Annotated in this window: 12 protein-coding genes and 1 other annotated feature; all 12 genes read right to left on the reverse strand. The window is 39.2% G+C overall.

Annotated features, from left to right (window positions below; genetic code table 11):
• Positions 1–660: a 5-bromo-4-chloroindolyl phosphate hydrolysis family protein gene (locus tag O3798_RS01035; protein WP_371462588.1), complete on the reverse strand. Its 660-nt coding sequence runs from the start codon at positions 658–660 to the stop codon at positions 1–3.
• Between the two features lie 156 nt (positions 661–816).
• The gene (locus tag O3798_RS01040) at positions 817–3,228 is read right to left on the reverse strand and encodes a family 16 glycosylhydrolase (RefSeq protein WP_371462590.1); all 2,412 of its coding nucleotides are present in this window, start codon (positions 3,226–3,228) and stop codon (positions 817–819) included.
• Between the two features lie 359 nt (positions 3,229–3,587).
• Positions 3,588–6,377 carry an isoleucine--tRNA ligase gene (gene ileS / locus O3798_RS01045; protein WP_371462592.1) on the reverse strand — a complete coding sequence of 930 codons (2,790 nt, stop codon included), beginning with the start codon at positions 6,375–6,377 and terminating at the stop codon, positions 3,588–3,590.
• Between the two features lie 72 nt (positions 6,378–6,449).
• Positions 6,450–6,677, reverse strand: a binding site (T-box leader).
• Between the two features lie 224 nt (positions 6,678–6,901).
• On the reverse strand, positions 6,902–7,984 hold the full coding sequence (locus O3798_RS01050) for an Abi family protein (protein ID WP_371462594.1): 1,083 nt from the start codon (positions 7,982–7,984) through the stop codon (positions 6,902–6,904).
• Positions 7,985–8,220: 236 nt separating this feature from the next.
• Complete coding sequence (locus O3798_RS01055) at positions 8,221–14,490, reverse strand: SpGH101 family endo-alpha-N-acetylgalactosaminidase (RefSeq protein WP_371462598.1); 6,270 nt, start codon at positions 14,488–14,490, stop codon at positions 8,221–8,223.
• Between the two features lie 194 nt (positions 14,491–14,684).
• Complete coding sequence (locus tag O3798_RS01060; RefSeq protein WP_371462602.1) at positions 14,685–15,317, reverse strand: V-type ATP synthase subunit D; 633 nt, start codon at positions 15,315–15,317, stop codon at positions 14,685–14,687.
• A gap of 5 nt (positions 15,318–15,322) precedes the next feature.
• Positions 15,323–16,699, reverse strand: coding sequence for a V-type ATP synthase subunit B (locus tag O3798_RS01065; RefSeq protein WP_371462604.1), 1,377 nt, complete (start codon positions 16,697–16,699; stop codon positions 15,323–15,325).
• Positions 16,692–18,473, reverse strand: coding sequence for a V-type ATP synthase subunit A (locus O3798_RS01070; protein ID WP_371462606.1), 1,782 nt, complete (start codon positions 18,471–18,473; stop codon positions 16,692–16,694). Before O3798_RS01070 ends, O3798_RS01065 begins: the two co-directional genes overlap by 8 nt.
• A gap of 34 nt (positions 18,474–18,507) precedes the next feature.
• Positions 18,508–18,819: a V-type ATP synthase subunit F gene (locus tag O3798_RS01075; RefSeq protein ID WP_371462608.1), complete on the reverse strand. Its 312-nt coding sequence runs from the start codon at positions 18,817–18,819 to the stop codon at positions 18,508–18,510.
• Positions 18,809–19,810, reverse strand: a complete 1,002-nt coding sequence (locus O3798_RS01080; RefSeq protein WP_371462610.1) for a V-type ATPase subunit — start codon at positions 19,808–19,810, stop codon at positions 18,809–18,811. Before O3798_RS01080 ends, O3798_RS01075 begins: the two co-directional genes overlap by 11 nt.
• Before the next feature lie 11 nt (positions 19,811–19,821).
• Positions 19,822–20,406: a hypothetical protein gene (locus O3798_RS01085; protein ID WP_371462612.1), complete on the reverse strand. Its 585-nt coding sequence runs from the start codon at positions 20,404–20,406 to the stop codon at positions 19,822–19,824.
• A 14-nt stretch (positions 20,407–20,420) separates the two neighbouring features.
• Positions 20,421–20,903 carry a V-type ATP synthase subunit K gene (locus tag O3798_RS01090; protein WP_005605008.1) on the reverse strand — a complete coding sequence of 161 codons (483 nt, stop codon included), beginning with the start codon at positions 20,901–20,903 and terminating at the stop codon, positions 20,421–20,423.
• Positions 20,904–20,917: the final 14 nt, after the last annotated feature.

Consider the following 20,917-nt stretch of genomic DNA (forward strand, 5'->3'; position numbering starts at 1 on the left):
CTACTCCTTTATCGTACGATTCACGTAATCCATCTCTGCTTCAGATTTTTTGATTTTATCCTCTTGGAAATGTAAGTAATCCTCTTCCAGCGTTGCGCAGACGAGATCGATTTTTTCTCCTAATTCTTGTAGTGTTTGATACGTTTCGCTTCCTTTTACCGGTTGCTCACTCAATTCTTTATAGACTTTCGTCATTTCGTTTAATGACGGTACGCATGTATGAACGAACAAGTTGGCTTCTGGAAGCTTCTCAGGGTGTGCCACTAATTCTTTGAAATAATCTTTCATCGTTACTGTAGTGTTATATCGATTACTAATAATTCTTAGCTTTGTAAGACTTTGAATTGTCTCATCAATCTCTTGAATTTGTGTCTTCACCACTGACATTTTTTGTCTAAAATAATCGATTTCCTGCTTAGATAATCCGGATTGTTCATATCGTTTTTGCACCTTACTAGAGGTTTTATCTAACGGTCTCTTTGTTTTGCCAAAGATCGATTTCACTTCCATTTCTTCTGGAAATAGCATGAAGAAAAAGATACTTGCTAGTACGAGAAGTGAAAATAACAGCCTTACAGATGACCCGTAAATATGACTCATAAAGTAACGCGTTATGAATACAAACAATACTAATTTGAGAAGTCTATTCCACTGTTTCATGGTACTCCCTCCTTATAGACTTATTGTATCATTTGGCTATTTTGGGACATGGTACTTAAGGCCGATTTCTATGGGACTTGAGGCTGAATCAAATAACGCAAAAAAAGGAATTAAACAGCCTTCACTGCTTAATTCCCTTCTTGTTCATTAAAAGTTTTATTTTTTACTTTTAGCAAATATGAATGCTCCACCTGTTAAGAACACTGCTGATAGAATCAAATATAAAGTTCCCATCGAAGTACCTGTATTTGGTAATTCATCTTCTCCCGCTTTTGCTGGTGCTGCTTGTGCAACAGGCGCTGGAGATGGTTCTTTAGCTTCTTTTGCTGGTTCTTGTTCTGCTTTAGCAGCAAGAGGTGTTGCTAACACACGTGTCTCAGATGCTTCGGCATTTGTTTCAGGTGTTACAACTTTGTCTTCAACAACATTTGATTCTGCTGTTGCTACTTTGTCTTCAACGGCATTTGTTAAAACAGCTACTGGTGCAGGAACTTCACTTGTTGCTACAACTTCTGCAACTGTAGCTCGAACCTCTGCCTCGGGAGTTGGTGTTGGTTGTTCCGTTGTATCTAGAAGTGCTCTTCTTCTACGAACACGACTTCTTGGTGCTTCTGTTGAAGTTGTTGGAGCCTCTGTCACAGTTGTTGCTGTAGTCGTTGTTGGAGCCTCTGTCGTCGTTGTTGTCGTTGTCGGTTCTTCTGTCACTACTGGTGCTTCTGTTACTACAGGTGCAGAAGTTGTCACTACCGGAGCCTCTGTAACCACTGGTGCAGATGTTGTTACTACTGGTGCTTCTGTGACCACTGGTGCAGATGTTGTTACTACTGGTGCTTCTGTGACCACTGGTGCTGAAGTCGTTACTACTGGAGCCTCTGTGACTACTGGTGCTGAAGTCGTTACTACTGGAGCCTCTGTGACTACTGGTGCTGAAGTCGTTACTACTGGAGCCTCTGTGACTACTGGTGCTGAAGTTGTTACTACCGGTGCCTCTGTGACCACTGGTGCTGAAGTCGTTACTACCGGAGCTTCTGTTGTCGCTACTGTTGTCGTAGGAGCTTCAGTCGTTGTAGTTGCTACTGTAGTAGTCGGCGCTTCTGTTGTCGTAGGAGCTACTGTAGTTGTTGGTGCCTCCGTTGTCGTTGGTGCTTCAGTCGTTGTAGGAGCTACTGTAGTTGTTGGTGCCTCCGTTGTCGTTGGTGCTTCAGTCGTTGTAGGAGCTACTGTAGTTGTTGGTGCCTCCGTTGTCGTTGGAGCTTCAGTCGTTGTAGGAGCTACTGTAGTTGTTGGTGCCTCCGTTGTCGTTGGTGCTTCAGTCGTTGTAGGAGCTACTGTAGTTGTTGGTGCCTCCGTTGTCGTAGGAGCTTCAGTCGTTGTAGGAGCTACTGTAGTCGTTGGAGCTTCCGTTGTCGTTGTTGTTGTCGTTGTTGTTGTCGTCGGAGCAACGGTTGTTGTTGTCGTCGTTGTTGGCGCAACAGTTGTAGTTGTTGTAGTCGTCGTTGGCGCTTCTGTTGTTACAGGTTTTGCATTTGGTTGCCATACGCGAACATAATCGATTTGCATGTCTGAACGACTACCATCCTTATAACTATCTTTGTAAGGAATCGCGTCTGTATAGTTACGAGTACCGTTTTTCTCCCAGTCTTTCACGAATGAACCACCTACGATATGCGTTAATCGTAAAATAAATCCATTATCCTTATTGACGAATGGTGTGTTCTTTAGCAATTCACTATATTTAATAGTTTTTACGGCCTGTCCGTCATAGAAGAAAGTTGCCTTATCTCCTTCTTTTAAGACCCCATATGTGTGGAAATCTGTTTGCGTATCCCCATTATTAGGAATTTTATACGGATGTTGTTCACTATACTGACCAGTCTTACCTGGTGTCGGTTCTGTATGAACATTTGCTTGAATGAATTTCGGATCATAGCCTTTAGACTCGAAGACATCAATCTCCCCACTCTTTGGAGATCCTCCGCCTTTTGTACCAGTCATCCAGAAGGAAGCCCATGAAGATTCACTAAATGGTAGCTTGATACGTGATTCGGCATAGAAGTCACCTACAAATTCAGTCAGGACTTTCCCGTGACGGTCACGTGTTTGAATCGCACCAGAGGTAAATGGTGCTTTATAAGTAATCATTTGGCCCGTCTTTGGATCTTTATAAGTATTCTCACGGTCTACCCATTCATTCTTTTTAGTAACTGGATTCCACTTCAATTGCTTCGGCGTATAGAGTGCCGTTAAATGAAGGATTCCATCTTTTAAAGAAACATTGGCCGGGTCGTCTGTGAAATGCATTTGCGTTCTTGCTTTAGGATCGAAACTTGAAAGAGAATAATCCCATTTTGCTCTGTCGAGTTTGTTCCCATCAAACTCATCAAACCATGTTAAGTCATAGTTTGTCGGAACATCCGTTGGCAGTGTTACATTAGGAACTCTTCCTTCACCTGTTTCTGCATAGACTGTGGCGAATGGCGCTAACAGACTTGTGCTTAGGATTAGGCTTGCTCCTAATACTCTTGCTCCTGCAATCATACCTTTTTGTTTATTACGTACTTTTTGCATATTTGTTCTCCTATTTCTTCTTTAATTTTAAGAAAGGAAATTCTGAAATCCCTTTCCTACATTAGACATTATCTAAACTGGGTAAGAAAAATTCCTGACAGACTTATGAAATTAATCTATTAAAAGTATAGTTAAAATGCTAAATAAATATGATTTCGATTTAATTATAAAGAAAATATGGAGAGCAAAATTTCCTTTTATTTACAGAAACCCCTTCTTTTTAGTGGCAAAAACATTGATAGAACGCTAAAAAAAGAGGTTAACTAGAATTAGTCTAATTCACCTCTCTAATAGATCTACTTTTTGAACACAATTTGAAAAAAACTGAGCCGAATTTCTTCGACTCAGTTAAATTTTTATTATTCTGCTTCAGGAACTAATGCTTCTGGGAAGTGTTCACGCACAATTGCTGCACAACGATTACATAAAGTCGGAGCATCTTCTAATGTTCCTACTTCAATCTTCACAGCACGGCAACGTTCACAAGTTTCACCTTTGGCATGTTCAACAACGACTTTCACGCCTTCGCCTTCAACTGCATTTGCAGGAGCTTCAACGCCTTCTTGAGCCACTTCTAATTCACTGACGATGAATAATTGAGCTACATTTGTGTTTAAGCCTTCTAACAAAGTACGAACTTCATTAGATGGATATAGCGTTACTTTCGCTTCGAAGTTCTTACCGATTAATTTCTCATTACGAGCTTCTTCTAAAGCTTTCAAAGCAGTGTTACGAACTTTGAAGAATTCAGCCCATTGTGCTAATACTTCTTCTGTATTTTCGTAGCTTTCTACTGTTGGGAATTCGGCTAATTGAACATAAGCTTCTTCTTCCTTCAAGTATTTCCAAACTTCTTCACTCGTATGAACTAAGATTGGGCTTAGTAATTTCGTTAATTTCACTAGGATATCGTAAATAACTGTTTGCATTGCACGACGTTCATAGTTATCTTCATATTCGATATACACAACGTCTTTTGCAAAGTCTAAGTAGAATTGTGATAAATCAACTGTACAGAAGTTCATCACTGTTTGATAAATTGTTGAGAATTCATAGTTTTCATATGCTTCTTCAATTGTCTTCACAACATCATTGAAACGAATCATCATATATTGGTCAACACTTCTTAGGTCTTTAAATGCTACGGCATGTTTAGATGGTTCGAAGTCTGTAGTATTCGCTAACATAAAGCGCATTGTGTTACGGATCTTACGGTATGCTTCAGATACTTGGTTTAAGATTTCAGTACTGATACGTACGTCTGATTCGTAGTCCACAGAAGATACCCATAGACGGATAATATCTGCCCCTTTTGTTTGCATTTCTTTTGCAGGTGAGATGACGTTTCCTAGGGATTTACTCATCTTCTTGCCTTCTCCGTCCATTACGAACCCTTGAGAAAGAACTGCTTTATAAGGCGCTTGTTTATGAACCGCTACACTTGTTGTTAAACTTGAGTTGAACCATCCACGGTATTGGTCTGATCCTTCTAAGTATAAATCAGCTGGGAATGTTAATTCTGGACGAATACTTAATACACCAGCATGTGAGCTACCTGAGTCGAACCATACGTCCATGATGTCCATTTCTTTTGTAAATGTGCCAGTTGGACTGCTTGGATGTGTGAATCCTTCTGGTAATAGGTCTTTTGCTTCACGCTCGAACCATACATCAGAACCGAATTCTTCCACTAATTTCGCAACGTGCTCAATTGTTTCTGGAGTGATAATTGGTTCTCCGTTTTCACCGTAGAATACAGGAAGTGGAACACCCCATACACGTTGACGAGAGATGACCCAGTCGCCACGGTCACGAACCATATTGTAAATACGTACTTGACCTGATGGGTGGTACCATTTCACATCATTTTCAATCACATCTAAGATATCTTGACGGAAAGCATCAATAGACGCAAACCATTGTGGAGTTGCACGGAAGATAACAGGTTTCTTCGTTCTCCAGTCATGTGGGTAACTATGCACGAAATAGCTTAAGTGTAATAAAGCACCTTTTTCAGTTAATAAGTCTGTAATCACTTTATTTGCTTTTGCATAGAACATTCCTTCAAAACCAGGAGCTTCTGCAGTGTAATGCCCTTGGTTATCTACTGGTGATAATACATCTAAGTTGTATTTACGTGAATAGTAGAAGTCGTCTTCCCCGTGTCCAGGAGCTGAGTGAACTAAACCAGTACCGGCATCAAGAGTTACATAGTCTCCAAGCATTACTAGAGATTCACGTTCGTAGAATGGATGCCATGCTGTCGCATATTCCAATTCAGTTCCACGGAATTCTTTTAAGACTTCAACAGATTCCCAACCTAGTGTTTCAGCAAGTGAGTTCACTAATTCTTTAGCTACGACGAAGTTTCCTTTATCAGTTTTCACTTCTACATATTCATAGTCAGGATGCACGAAGATCCCTAAGTTTGCTGGAAGTGTCCAAGGAGTAGTTGTCCAGATGACAAATGAAGCATCCTCTGATACAACACCTTTTCCGTCTTTCACTCTGAACGCCACATAGATTGATGGGCTTTCTACGTCTTTATATTCAATTTCAGCTTCCGCCAGTGAAGATTCACTTGATGGAGACCAGTAAATTGGTTTTAATCCTTTGTAAATATAGCCATTTTCAGCCATTTTACCGAATACACGAATTTGTTCTGCTTCGAATTTTGGTTGAAGTGTTAAGTATGGTTTGTCCCATGTACCTGTAACTCCTAAACGTTTGAATTCAGCACGTTGGTTGTCCACTTGACGTAATGCGTATTCCGCACATAATTTACGGAATTCAGCGATTGATAATTTCTTACGGTCAACCCCTTCAGCGTTTGCTAAAGCTTGTTCGATTGGAAGTCCGTGTGTATCCCATCCTGGTACGAATGGTGCACGGAATCCGCTCATTGATTTACTACGAACGATAAAGTCCTTCGAAATCTTGTTTAAGGCATGCCCCATGTGAACCGCACCGTTTGCATATGGCGGGCCATCGTGAAGCACGAATGTTGGTTTGCCTTCATTCTTTTTCTGACGTTGTCCATAAACGTCTGCTTCTTCCCATTCTTTTTGGTAATCCAGTTCTTTTGTTGGTAAGTTCCCACGCATTGGGAATTCTGTTTTCCCAATTTGCAATGTTTCCTTCATCTTCATTGAATTTCCTCCTTTGTTTGACTGTTTTTTTCATCTTTTGACCGTTGCGCATAAAAAAAGCCCCTGCCAAGTTGCAGGGGCGAAATCATATCCGCGGTACCACCCAAATTTACAAACAAATATTTTGTTTGCCTTGGTAAATTGTTAACGCCATTTAAGCGACTCTTCTTAATCTATCGTGTATTTCAGAAAAGTTTCTAAGAGATGATTCTTGCTATAAACAGGGACTGCCAATCTTCCACCAATAATTGGCTCTCTACAAAGTATATTTATACAATTTGTTCTCTTCATCGAATAGATAAATTTTACGCTATTTGAAACGATTTTGCAAGATTTAAATTAGTTTATAAATTAAAAGAAGTAATGTTTTATTTAACAAACACCTGAAATAACTTGACAGAACCAAAAGATCCTCGGTATTTCTACCGAGGATCTTTATCGAAGACAATATAAAATTGATATTCTCTAACGCTCATCAGAGCAATTATTTTCTGATTACATGCTAATACACTTTTCAAACAAAGTCAAGAACTTTGTCTAAAAATAATATTTGATTTAGAAAAAACTAACATATTCCAGTCTTGTTTTTTCGGATTCCCCATTTTATTTAAAAGTTTATTATTTAATGTATTGTTTTTATTTTTATATCTTTTATTATTTCTATATAAGATTCCATTAATAACTTTCTTTAACGGCTTTGTAGATTCGAAGAAATTTACAATCTTCAATATATCATATAATGAGAGTACAGATTGAGGCGAACCTGTTTCACTTGGTGTTAATCCAAATCTATTAACAAGAAATGTACTAATCTTAATCTTTTTTGGTGATGTATATCTATAAATCAAATAACCATGCGCACAAGCGTTTCTAATATCCTTAATAAAATCTAACATATTTAAAAAAGCATTTCTATAGAACAAATCTAAATCAAAATCACTCATTACATTTCTTAAATCATCATCTTTTAAATAATGTAGTAAATAAATGATTTGACCAAACGTCATAGTTTCAATTGCAACCCAGAACGGAACGGCCACATGGGGATTGCCATTAAACCTAGTTACTCCAGGTTTTGGTATATATCGATTATCGCTATAAAAAGAAGCATCGATATGATCATTATTATTAATTAATTTTCTTAAATAATGGCTATCAAAGAGTTTAAAATCATCAAAATTTGAAAATATCTTATGATTTTGATATAGCTGAAACGGATAATTCTGAGAATACCGACTCGATTGAGGATCTATGTAATTATCTTTAATAGTATAATCCATCGTATCCTCAATTCTCCTGCAATTATTTTGAGTAAAATGATAAGCAATTGAATTTTTTAATTTTGATTCTATTTTATCAGTAATTTCTAATATGGTCTTAGCTAGTTTCTTATTAAACTCATAAATTGCCAAAAAATCATCTAATGATGCATTTTCATATTTTTTAGGTGAAACACTAGATAAAAACAATCCCTCAATACCATTAAACAGATTAAAATAATTGATTCTTCTTAAAGCATCATCTAAATGTTTTTCATCAAAAGAAAGGCCCCTATTTCGTAATTTATTTTTTAACTCTTCTCGACTCTCACTAATTTTAATCCCCATAAAACACACCACCACTTTTTTGTTTCATCTAAATTATACCATAATCGCAGCACTTAAAAAAATATAATTTTAATTTTTATTTGTTATTAATAGTCACTTTATCAAATAATATTAACCAAATTTTATCTAAAAGAGAAAACCGGCTCACATTGTGAACCGGTTTGAGGGCAGACTACTTTTTCAAATGGTTTGGACCGGTTAGGAGTGTCCAATGCATTCGATATTTTCGTTCATTCCTAGTCTCTTTTACCTTTTTTAGGAACAGCTAGGCCTAATCCACCAAGAGCTGCAAGAATTCCTCCAATGATTCCTGGAGTTACATCTTCTACCCCTGTATTTGGTAATGTTTCTTTTGCTTCACCTGCTGCAGGCGCTGGTGCTGGTTTATTTTCTCCTTGGGCTGCACTTGGAGCTGCTGCTACTTGTGTAGTAGGTGCTGCTGGAGTTGCAGGTGTTGTTGGTGTTGCAGGTGTTGCTGGAGTAGTTGGCGTTACTGGTGTTTCACTAGCAACAACTTTGAATGTAACTGCGTATAAACTGAAGTGTTTAACGTTAAGTGTAACGACTTTGTTTTCTCCGTTAGAGAATTCAACTTTTTCTTTCACTTCTTTTGTATCGCTTGTTACGAAGTATGCACCATCTACTTCTTTATCAACTGGGAATGTTACTTTAGCATCCCCTTCAACACGAACTGCTTTACCATCTTTGTCAACGAAAGTAATTTCATAACCTTGATATTCTTTTCCTTCAAGACCTTTAATTGTTTCGTCCACTTTTTCAACTTTAAGCATCTTGATGTTCTTATCAAGAAGTTTAGTTGGTACTTCAACGACTACTGGAGTATCTCCATTTTCGTCTTCAAATCTCGCAATACCTTTTTCCTTATCAACCGTTACCTTCACACCATCTGTTTCGTATAGAGGTAATTCTACAGCTGGTTGGTCTGGTGTTGGTTTCTCTGGATCTGGAGTTGGTTTCTCTGGATCTGGAGTTGGCTTCTCTGGATCTGGAGTTGGTTTCTCTGGATCTGGAGTTGGTTTCTCTGGGTCTGGAGTTGGTTTCTCTGGATTTGGAGTTGGCTTCTCTGGATCTGGAGTTGGCTTCTCTGGATCTGGAGTTGGTTTCTCTGGATCTGGAGTTGGCTTCTCTGGATCTGGAGTTGGTTTCTCTGGATCTGGAGTTGGTTTCTCTGGATCTGGAGTTGGTTTCTCTGGATCTGGTGTTGGTTTCTCTGGATCTGGAGTTGGCTTCTCTGGATCTGGAGTTGGTTTCTCTGGATCTGGAGTTGGTTTCTCTGGATCTGGAGTTGGATCTGGATCCGGTTGAACTTCAGTTTCCTTAATTTCTTTCAAGCCTTCTACCAATTTACTAATTGCATTTGGTGTTAATAAGTTGCTTTCTGCAAGACCATTCTTGTATGCTTCAACCGCTGCTAAGTATTCTTTAGCATCTTTACGGTCAATCTTACGAACACGTTCTACTTCAGCGTTATATGCTGCTTCGTCTAATGGTTTATCATCTTCTACTGGAAGAACGAAGCGTAATTCTGCTGCTGAAATATGACCATAGTCACCGTATGTTTCATTACCTGTGAAAATAGCTTTCTTCACTTTGATTGGAGCATCGAAGTTAATGACTTTTGTCTTCGCGTTATTTGCCCAACCAGTAAAGTTGAAGTGATGTTCTTGGTCGTTTTCATCAAATACTGTTAGGCTACCGCTCATGACACGTCCGTTTGGTCCTGAAGGACGAGGAACATATTCAAAGCGAGTTGCTTCCATTGGTTTATGGAATCGAACAGTTAATGGTTTACCTAAGCTGTCTACTCCATAAGGTGTATGCCATAGTGAGTTTGTGCTGCCATCAAATGCATACCAAGGATTATCTTGTTCTTCAAATGAAGCTTCAACATCTTGAATATCATCCCAGTCTGGAGCGCTACGTTTCACTTCAAGAGCTTCTTTTGCTGCGTTCACACGTTCTACAAGAGCTTTGGCATCATCTACACTAATGTTTTCGTCTGCTTCTAATAAAGCTGCTACAGCGTCTTTATATGCATTCAACGAATCTTGTTTGTAGTTGCCGTTTACAATTGGAGTGTTCTTATCGAACGCTTCATCCACAAGCATCTTACCTGTTAACTTGATTTCTTCAATTTCAAGATTATCTAACATGAAGTCTTTATAACCTTTGAAGTTAATTTCGTTATTGTTTGAATCTCCTTTAGTATCTGCACCACGCGCATTTGAGTAAATACCGATCCAAGTATTTCCACCTTTTTCACCAGTAACATAGTAGCTTACTTTCTTAGGAGTTGATGAATTTTCCCAAGTGTTTTCTAAGTCGTATTTCGTTAATTTACTACGACGAGTATTTTCGCCATTACCGATTACGAATGAGTATGCTCCATTTGAACCTGCTTCATAATCAAAGGTTACTTTATAAGTCTTGCCTTCTTCGAAGCGGAAGTTTTGTGGAATTGTTTGGTAAACGAGTTTGTCATATCCTGATAAACCGTTTGTCTTCAATGACCAGTTGCCTTCGATTACGTCGTTGACTTTCTTACCGTTCCAGCCACGTTGTGTATACGGTTTGTGTTTTTCAGATAAGTGAGTACGGTTATCTTGTACGCCTTCAACATCCCCTACTACGAATGGGAAGATACCTTGAGGCACTTCTTCAAAGTCTTGTTTGAATTTACCATTTTCTGTGTCGTGTTTTTTGTTGTACATTACAGATTGGTTTTCAAATACACGAATTTCATCGAAGTAAGTTGCTGCTGTATCTGCATCACGTCCAAGTTCTAATGTCACGTTAGAAACATCTTCGCCTGTTGTGAAGTATACATACATGTTTTGGAAGTAACTTGTATTATCCACTGTCGCATTCTTCTTAAGTGTGTTATGCGCATGTGCTTGTACATAGTTCTTCGCAATTGATTTGTTTGTGTAGTTAGAAATTACTTTGTCGCCTACACGGATTGTGATATCTGCACGTGCATCGCTTCGGTTATCCACGCCCACATAAACAGCATATCTTGTATTTGGTTTCAAGTCTGTTAATCGTTGTTTCAATGTCACACGTTCAGTGTTTCCTTGAATACGTAACATTTCGTTAGCTCCTTGAGATTTCACGATTTCAGCATGAGCGCTGTCACCAGTTTTTTCCCAATGATCTAATGTTCCACTGTTGAAACCTTGGTCATAGATATGTAGCCCTTCACTCCATACCATTGTCTTCTTGCCTTGAGCAGCTTTGTAAAGTACATATGGTTGGTTCGCATCGCCAGTAATTTGAATCTTACGGTCTGCGCCGACTGTTAATTCTACAACATCTTTCTTACCTTGGTCTGTTAGACGGTAAAGGTATACTTTATCTCCAGTCCAATCTTCTGGAAGAGTCCATTCAGTTGTTCCACCTTCAGTCGTGTAGAAGTACATCTTTTCTTTGTCACCTGTTAAAGCTTTACCGTTTTCATCCCAGTTCCATGGTACTAAGTAGCTTCCGCCATTTTCGATCACACGGCCGTTTAATGTTGTGACACGTTTGCGGTAGTCTGGGCTGTTAGGGTCGTTTGATTGACGAACAATTTTTACTTCGTCCCCATTGTCATTTGTTAAATCAACTTCCATTTCTGGAGTCCACTTGTAGTTTTGACCATTATCGCTCATTGCGACTGGGTTTCCGTTCACCCATTTAGATACTTTGTAGTGTTGGAAGTACTTCGTCATAATGTTGTTTTCGAAGAGGTTACGAATATATCCTTCGTAGTCGCTTCGACCTTGCCATCCTTCGAAGTCTTTCATGTTATATCCACCTAGTAATGGATAGTTAGCAGCACCACCGTAGCTTGGATAGTCACCCACCCATGAGTCTTTTTGGTGGTTACGGATGAATCGAGTGATATTTGAGTTAATCCCTTTCAATGTATATCCACCGTAAGTTAAGTCAGCAGCCCAGTGTTGGAATGTTGAGTCATATTCCGCACCGAAGCCCCACTCGATAGCCATACGCCAACCTTGAGCGTTTAATTCTTTAGCTAGTACGTGAGTTGGCCAAGCAGTGTTGTCCCCTGATTGTCCGTTACCCCAAACGTCCACATAGATGAAGTCTAAGTCGCCGCCAAGTTTTTCTCTTAATTCTTTCCAACGATCTAAACGTCCATGTGATAAGTCATATTCTGCATCAATGTTGATACCTTGGTCTAACCAGTTCCAACCGTACATATATGTTCCGTCAGAGTTTCTACGTAAAATCGCTTCGCTGAAGTATTTAGATTCAGGATATGTTTCAGAAGCATTGACGTGAATACCGATTTTAGCACCATATTCTTTTGCTCTAGCTAATAATTTCTTGAAGTCTTCAACGCCACCGATTCTCTTACCGATATCTGCATAGTTTAAGTGACCTGAGTCGTGACCTTCACTACCATATCCTTTAAGTAGGATTGATTGTCCTAATCCGTCTGTGTGTAAGTTAATCTTCTTAATACCATCTAATGTCATTAAGAATGGGTTTTGCGCTTGAGATGCGAAGTTCATCGCAATACGATACGCTACTAAATCTGGAACAGATTCTGCTCCTTTTGGATTGTTCATGATATTACGATATGCGATCGCACCATCTTGCCAGTCCACAACATTATCTTTGTTTAAGTCTTTTGTAATGACTACTTTAGAACTTGGTAAGTCTAATGTGTATTCAGGGAATACTAAGTTCTTATAAGCACGTTGGTACCAGTAAGGTGAGCTTTGGATACCAATGTAGTTGACTCCATCAACTCTTTGTAGTGCAGTAGTTATACGTGCAAAGTCATTTCCTTGGTAAGTAAATTGCGAGTTACTCCAAACGGATGCTGCTAATTCATTTGAAGAAACAAATCCATACATGAAGCCATATGCGTAATCATTCATCTTGCCTGTCTTCAAGTCTAAATGATAGTCTCCTGCTCTATGTGTGTTTGTAGACATTTGAGCCCCGTCGAATTTCGCATTTTGTTTATTAGAACCAACAGAAACAAGTGTGTTTCCTGGGAATTCAATTGTTTGGATTAATTTGCGAACATTGTCGATTGGTTTACCCATTTCAACATTGTTTTTGTTCACTACTTTTGTCACATCGAAATGCATTTCGTTGCCGACTAATTGTAATTTCACAGTGATTTCAGCGTTGATGAATTCATCATCGTTTCTCACTGTCATTACATATTCTGCAGTAGTGTCATCAATTTTACGGTATTGAACTTCTGGAGTGACTAACACACCGTTGATTGACATTTTATCTAATTTTTGAACTTGACCTGTTAACGTTTTTCCATCTAATTCATATTCTTTAACACGTGGAAACGCCGTGTCGATGATTGCTTTTAATTGTTCAGATTGTAAAGTTTCGTAATGAACATCTTGATCATTACGACGGAAACCATCATCTACAGCAGGAGTTTCTTCTTCTGGCTTAATGTTTTCTTGGTTATCCGCTTTGATCGATACAGATGTTAATTCTTTATAATATGATCCCGCTTTAAGGTAAACTTTATTAACATCAGCTAAAGCGTTCTTGACAGCTTCTGGAACGACTTCTGTACTAAATAAAGCTTGTCCATTATTTGTAGCGTTTAATTGACCATCTTTCTTGTAAACGATAGATAGATGATTTTCTTCACCAATATTAGGTGCTTCTACACGAGTCTTACTATACCAAGTGTTTACATTTGGTCCTTTATATTGCCAGAACCAACCGCCCTTGTCATACCCAACAAAGATATTGTTGTCATTATCTTTATATTTTAGATATACCCCAAAGCGAGTTTCTGCAGGAGCTGAATTTGCTTTGAACGTTAAGTCAACGCTTACATTTCCTTCCGCATCCGCTTGTAATCCAGCTTTTTCGAATAAAGCTTCGTTTGCTCCATTGTCGTTAGCTGTTGTTGAAGTTAATTTGTTGTAGCGTACTCCGCCTTCTTCAACGACTTCAACATTCCCTTTCACACGGCTTACTGAGTCCCACTCTTTTTTCACTTCGGCTGTTGCTTCACGAGTTTCACCAGTCGCTTCACGAGTTTCACCTGTTGCTGCTTCTGCTGGTTTTTCCTCAGCTGGTTTAGCTTCAGCAGGTTTAGCTTCAGCAGGTTTAGCTTCAGCTGGTTTAGCTTCAGCTGGTTTAGCCTCTTCTTTTTCGGTTGCTGCTTCAGTAGCTTTTTCTTCTACTTTATCAGTTGCCTCCGTGTTTGCAGCTTCACTAGAAACTGCTTCTTTTTCTTCTTTTGGCGCTACTTCAGTTGCGTCAGCACCAGATTCTACTGCTGGTTTCTCTTCAGCAGTGGCTGCCTCACTAGCCGGCGTGTTTTCTACGGCCGTCGCTACTACCTCTGTTGCAGCAGCTTCAGTTGCAGAAACTGGTTGAAGTGTGCCAAAAAAGAAAGCCCCGATGATAACTGAACATGTACCAACAGTGAGCTTTCTAATAGAGAAGCGCTGTCTCTTCTCCATATTTTGACGATTATACATAATACCCCTCCTTAATATTATAAAAACGTTTCCATAATTAATTTTAGCACTTCACAGATAAGTCGACTTAGACTTTTTTGCTCTTTACTAGTACTATTTTGCTATATTTAAAACGCTTTCATAATTTCTTCAAGGAATTAACAAAATTAAATCAAAAAGGCTCCTAGCAACCATTGCTAGGAGTCCTCTTTTCGTTATTTTTGTCCCATATCTTTCACTTTCATAATACGAGTGATACTTGCTCTCTCGTTTTCTTCCAGCTTCATTTCGATAAAGTAAATCGTTTCTTCTAATTGTGGAATCAATCGATATTCAAGGGCGTTTACACGACGTCTTGTTTTCTCAATTTCATCTGCTAGCAGTTGACAAGTTTTTTCAATCTCCGTCAATTCTAGCAATTCATTTAATACATTTGAGATTTGTTCTACAGAATCATCAATCTCACTGTTGGAGTTTAAGTAACCATATTTAAAGTCACTTTCCTCTGTTTCATCCTTCACAGTGAAATGCATTTCTGGAACGTAAACACTCATAATGTTCTTTTCTTGAAGATCCAAGGATACGCTTTGTGGTGGAATCGCCACAAGCTCTTCGATAAACGCTTCTTCCAACGTTGCTTTAGCCAGAACGAAGCTCTTCATCCCTGCCACAAGACGACCTTCAACCGCCTCACGCAACGCATTGTTTTTACGAATTAATTCGATGAACTGACGCATTAACTCATCTTGTTTATCCTTTAGGAGTTTATGCCCCCTTTTTGACACGACAAGACGATGCTTTAATTTCGTCAACTCCATACGGGTTGGTTTGACATTCAATCGTGTCAAATGAATCACTCCCCTTCCGGAAGGTATTCATCTAATAACTCATCCTTAATACGTTTCAATTCCGTACGCGGTAAGATGGATAGTAATTCCCATCCTAAATCAAGTGTTTCTTGAATTGAACGGTTCTTGTAGAAGCCTTGTCCCACATATTCACGTTCGAAACGTTCAGTGAATTCTACATATTTCTTATCTGTTTTTGATAATGCAGATTCCCCTAATACAACTGCAAGTTCTTTGGCTTGTTTACCAGTTGCATAAGCCGCGAATAATTGGTTCATCGTTGGCGCGTGGTCCTTACGAGTCTTTCCTTCACCTGAACCTTTATCTTTTAGACGAGATAATGAAGGCAATACGTTAATTGGAGGTTGAATCCCTTGTTTATCAAGAGCACGGTCCAAAATAATCTGTCCTTCTGTAATATATCCTGTTAAGTCAGGGATTGGGTGAGTAATATCATCTTCAGGCATTGAAAGGATTGGAATTTGAGTTACAGATCCTGGTTTCCCAACGATACGTCCTGCACGTTCGTAGATTGTAGAAAGGTTTGTATATAAGTAACCTGGATATCCACGACGTCCTGGAACTTCACGACGAGCCGCTGAAATTTCACGAAGCGCTTCACAGTAGTTTGTCATGTCTGTCATGATAACAAGTACGTGCATTCCTTTTTCAAACGCTAAGTACTCAGCTGTTGTTAATGCGATTTTTGGAGTCGCAATACGTTCGATGGCTGGGTCGCTCGCTAAGTTAAGGAACATTACTGAACGGTCAATCGCTCCTGTTTTACGGAAGTCTTCCATGAAGTATTCCGCTTCGTCGAAGGTAATCCCCATTGCAGCAAATACTACCGCGAATTTTTCATCGCTATTTAATACAGTCGCTTGACGCGCGATTTGGGCCGCTAACTCTTTGTGAGGAAGCCCTGAACCAGAGAATACTGGTAATTTTTGTCCACGAACAAGTGTGTTCAAGTGGTCAATGGCAGAAATCCCTGTTTGTATAAATTCATCCGGATAGTCACGAGAAACTGGGTTAATCGCTTGTCCGTTTACGTCTAAAGTCGCTTCTGGAAGGATTTCAGGACCATTATCCATCACGTTCCCCATTCCATCAAAAATACGACCAATCATGTCTTCAGATACGTTTAATGATAATGGTTTACCACGGAAACGTACTTTTGTATCACGAATGTTAATGCCGCTTGGTCCTTCAAAAATCTGAACCATCGCTTTATCTTCGTTTACTTCTAGTACTTGTCCATGACGTAATTCACCATTTTGTAATTGGATTTCAACCAACTCATCATATTTAACGCCTTCGACTTGTTCAACCATCATTAAAGGGCCAACAACTTCACTAATCGTACGATACTCTTTAAGCATGTGTCATCCCTCCACGTTGAATTGTTTTTTCGATATCTGCTTTGATTTGAGCTTTAATTTCTTCAAAGCGTGCAATCTCAGCTTCTGGAATATATTTAGAACGAGCAATACGGTCACGTACTTCTTCTGTTCCATCCATAATTTCCGCATAGTAAGAACCAAGTTTCATCGCATTACGCGCTTCTTTTTCGAACGTTAAGATGAGCTCTAACATACGATATTGTTTTTCACGTGATGTAAATGTATCGACATCGTCAAACGCGTTTTGTTGTAAGAAGTCTTCACGAAGAGATTTCGCGATTGTCATTGTTAAACGGTCACGTTCAGATAATGATTCAAGACCAACTAAACGAACGATTTCTTCTAAGCTTGCTTCTTCTTGTAATGTGTTCATTGCATGTTGAACAAATTCAGACCAGTTCGAATGCACATTCTCATCCATGTATTTACCCACTTCTGGGTCATACAATGAGTAAGACGTTAACCAGTTCATAGATGGGAAGTGACGTTTTTGCGCCAATGTTGCATCTAATCCCCAGAATACTTTGGCTACACGTAATGTATTTTGTGTTACTGGTTCGGATGTATCTCCCCCTGGAGGTGATACGGCACCGATGGCTGTAATAGTCCCTTCACGACCTTCGCTTCCTAATGTTTCAACACGTCCTGCACGTTCGTAGTATTCTGCGATACGGCTTCCTAAGTAAGCTGGGTAACCTTCGTCCCCTGGCATTTCTTCTAGACGTCCAGACATTTCACGAAGCGCTTCTGCCCAACGTGATGTTGAGTCTGCCATGATGGCTACGTTATATCCCATATCACGGAAGTATTCCGCAATCGTGATTCCTGTATAAATAGACGCTTCACGAGCCGCTACTGGCATGTTAGAAGTGTTTGCGATTAAGATCGTACGTTCCATGATGGATTCGCCAGTTGCTGGGTCAATCAATTCAGGAAATTCGTTCAATACGTCTGTCATTTCGTTTCCACGTTCACCACAACCTACGTACACTACGATATCCACGTCAGCCCATTTCGCAATTTGGTGTTGCACCACTGTTTTACCAGCTCCGAATGGTCCTGGTACAGCTGCTGCTCCCCCTTTTGTTACTGGGAAGAAAGTATCGATAACACGTTGCCCTGTTAACATTGGAACTTCAGTGTTTTTCTTTACTTTATATGGACGCCCACGACGTACTGGCCAACGTTGAATTAAGTTGAAATCACGTACGCCTGATTCTGTTTCAACTTGGTACACTGTATCTTCAATTTTGAAGTTCCCAGCTTCCACTTTTACTAATTTACCTTTAACACCGTAAGGCACCATGATTTTATGTTGTACAACTTTTGTTTCTTGTACATAACCAATAATGTCTCCGGCTTCGACTTCTTGACCAACTGATGCAGTAGGAATGAATTCCCACTCTTTTTCACGGTCAAGTGCATCCACGTTTGTTCCGCGGACTAAGAAGTCACTTTGTGATACTTCTTTAAATTTATTGAGGGGACGTTGAATCCCATCAAACATTTGAGATACAATCCCTGGCGCCAATTCAACAGATAATGCTTCCCCTGTTGTTTCGACGGGTTCTCCTGGTCCAATTCCTGAAGTTTCTTCATATACTTGAATGGATGCAATATCTTTACGCATTTCGATGATTTCACCGATAAGGCCTAGATGACCTACACGACAAATATCTTGAATATTCGCATCTTCCATTCCTTCAGCAGTCACAAGAGGACCTGATACTTTTACGATTCTTCCGATCTTCACTGAGGTACCTCCCTTAGTTTCGTGTATTGGTTGGTTATAAGATGTTTTGTCCAACCGCTTTTTCAACATTTTCTTGAATTCTTGATTTTCCAATTCCTAAAGACCCTTTATGGTTCGGAATGAGAATGATGGCTGGTGAAATTTCCGCATCATAACGACGAATCGTTTCCGGAATCTGACTAGCAATTGCTTCCGTTACATAAATGATGCCGACTTCCTCTTCACTAAGTTCATCAATCATCTTGCGTGCCGTTTGCGCTTCGTGGCAAGGGAACACGTTAAATCCTAAAATTTTAAAAGGAAGGATGGAATCTTTGTCGCCAACTACGGCAATTTTATGAGACATAAACTGGTCGCATCCTTTCTCTTAATTGTTCTTCTGTAAACTCATTGTCCACACCGACCAGTAATAGACGGAGGTTTTTAACTTCCATCTCAAGCGCATGAATATACGCTAGACTTGGCAATGGTCCAAATGGTTCAAAAGTCGCTTCTTCTAGAATCTGATGAATCAATTCTTCTTTTAATAATTCCAATGCAAAGACTGGATGTTCTTCCTGTTCTAAAATCGCAACAAACTTATCATAGTATGGAACATGACGATAAAGGTCAACAAGAGCCTCTGTGCCCTTTTCAAGCACTTCGTCGATTAATAAAGTCTTATCTACAGTACCTTCGCTAGACAACACACCAATTAAGAATGAGCGTGATTGTTTTTGCTTAGTGGCACGAATTAAAGTCGTGATATTTTCCATATCAATCATAATGTTCACGATTTGATGGATGACCTCTTGATTCATTATACGGTCGATGAGTCGAAGATGTTTGAAATAGTAGCGATCCATAAATACATCGGCTGCTTCTAGGCGACCAAAGTTTTCAAAATCGGCATACGCTTCACGAACCCCTTCAATCATGATATCTGGTACATCAAGTGAATCTTGAGTTTCGACTAATTGATTTAATGTATCGAAAGAATAACGTCCTAACGGTATACATAAATGTTTTAAGTCTTTTCCAGAGAACTTCGATTTTAGAAGAACTTTTAAATTATGGTAAGTGTAACGAATCGAGAATACATCAAGGAGTGATGCATCCGGAATGAGTTCTAATACCTCATCATAGTTGCGCTTCAAATGGGCATCTAGGACTGGGTCGAACTGTCTTGATTCGAGAACTTCTTGTACATCTACCTCATAACTTGTCTTTTGCAAGGCTTCTAATGCTTGTTGTAAGGATTTAGATACGAGAATCCCATTCAATTGTTCCTTGGACAGTAATTGCTGTTCAAGAATACGAACGGTCGTATTCACTCCTGAATAGGCTAAATCATTCATTCCATCCCTCCTTACCCAATGAATGCTTTTCTAGCTAAGATAGGTGAATATTCTTCTTTTAAATCTTCAATTAATGCTTCGAATAAATAGTTATATTCGATACCTTCTTGTTTCAACACAAATCCTGCTTTCTTTGGAAGTGTTGCTTCGTCGATGTGGACAAAGGCAAATTGCGAAGTTAATGCATGTTTGTCTTCATCGCTCAAACGAGAAACAGTTTCCTCTCCAAAAGTAAGTGTTGTTTGTTGTTGTTTTGGTAATTTGCGAATAGCTGACTCGATAAAGAGACGTAATGTTTCCCCGCTCCAGGTAGACATTACTTGTAGAACGTCCTCAAATACACTTTCAAGAAGTTCACGTTTGACGCGCAAGACTTCTTTTTTACTTGCGTTCAAAATAGTCTGTTGCTCTTTTTCGTATTGTGATTTTGCTTCTTGTTTTAATGCAGTTTTCTTCGCCATTTCTTGTTGCGAATATTGTGCATTCATTTGATTGATGCGTTCTTCTTGTTCTTTAGTAGCAACCTCAATTCGCTGCTTTGATTCTTTTTCTAAATCCGCTAGAATAAGTTGTTTTAGTTGCTCTAAATCTTTCAAGAATACCCCTCCTCTTAACCTTTGTTAATGATAATTAAGATAGAAGCAAGTAATCCTAAGATTGCGTAAGTTTCAACCATTGCGGCAAAGATAATCCCTTTAGTAGATTCTTCAGGTTTTTTCGCTAAGATTTGTACACCTGCTGCTGCTACTTTACCTTGGGCAATCCCTGAGAATAAACCAGTGAATGCGATTGGTAAAGCTGCCATGAATAAGTATAAACCAGCTGCTAAAGTCATTGAAGCTGACATGTTAATCATGATGAAGAAGGCAACGATGAATCCGTAGATCCCTTGTGTACCAGGTAATAGTTGTAAGATTAATGCTTGAACGAATTTTTCAGGTTGTTCTTTAATTAAGGCAGCTGCTGCTTCACCGGCAATCCCTACCCCTTTTGATGATCCAATCCCTGAGAAGATAATGGCAATTGCCATCCCTAGAGCAGCAAAGATTTGCCCTCCACCATTTTCAGCGAAAAATGTTAACCAGTTTGTCATAATTATATTTCCTC

It is taken from the genome of Granulicatella sp. 20925_1_45, from assembly GCF_041433555.1.
In the GTDB taxonomy this organism is placed as follows: Bacteria; Bacillota; Bacilli; order Lactobacillales; family Aerococcaceae; genus Granulicatella.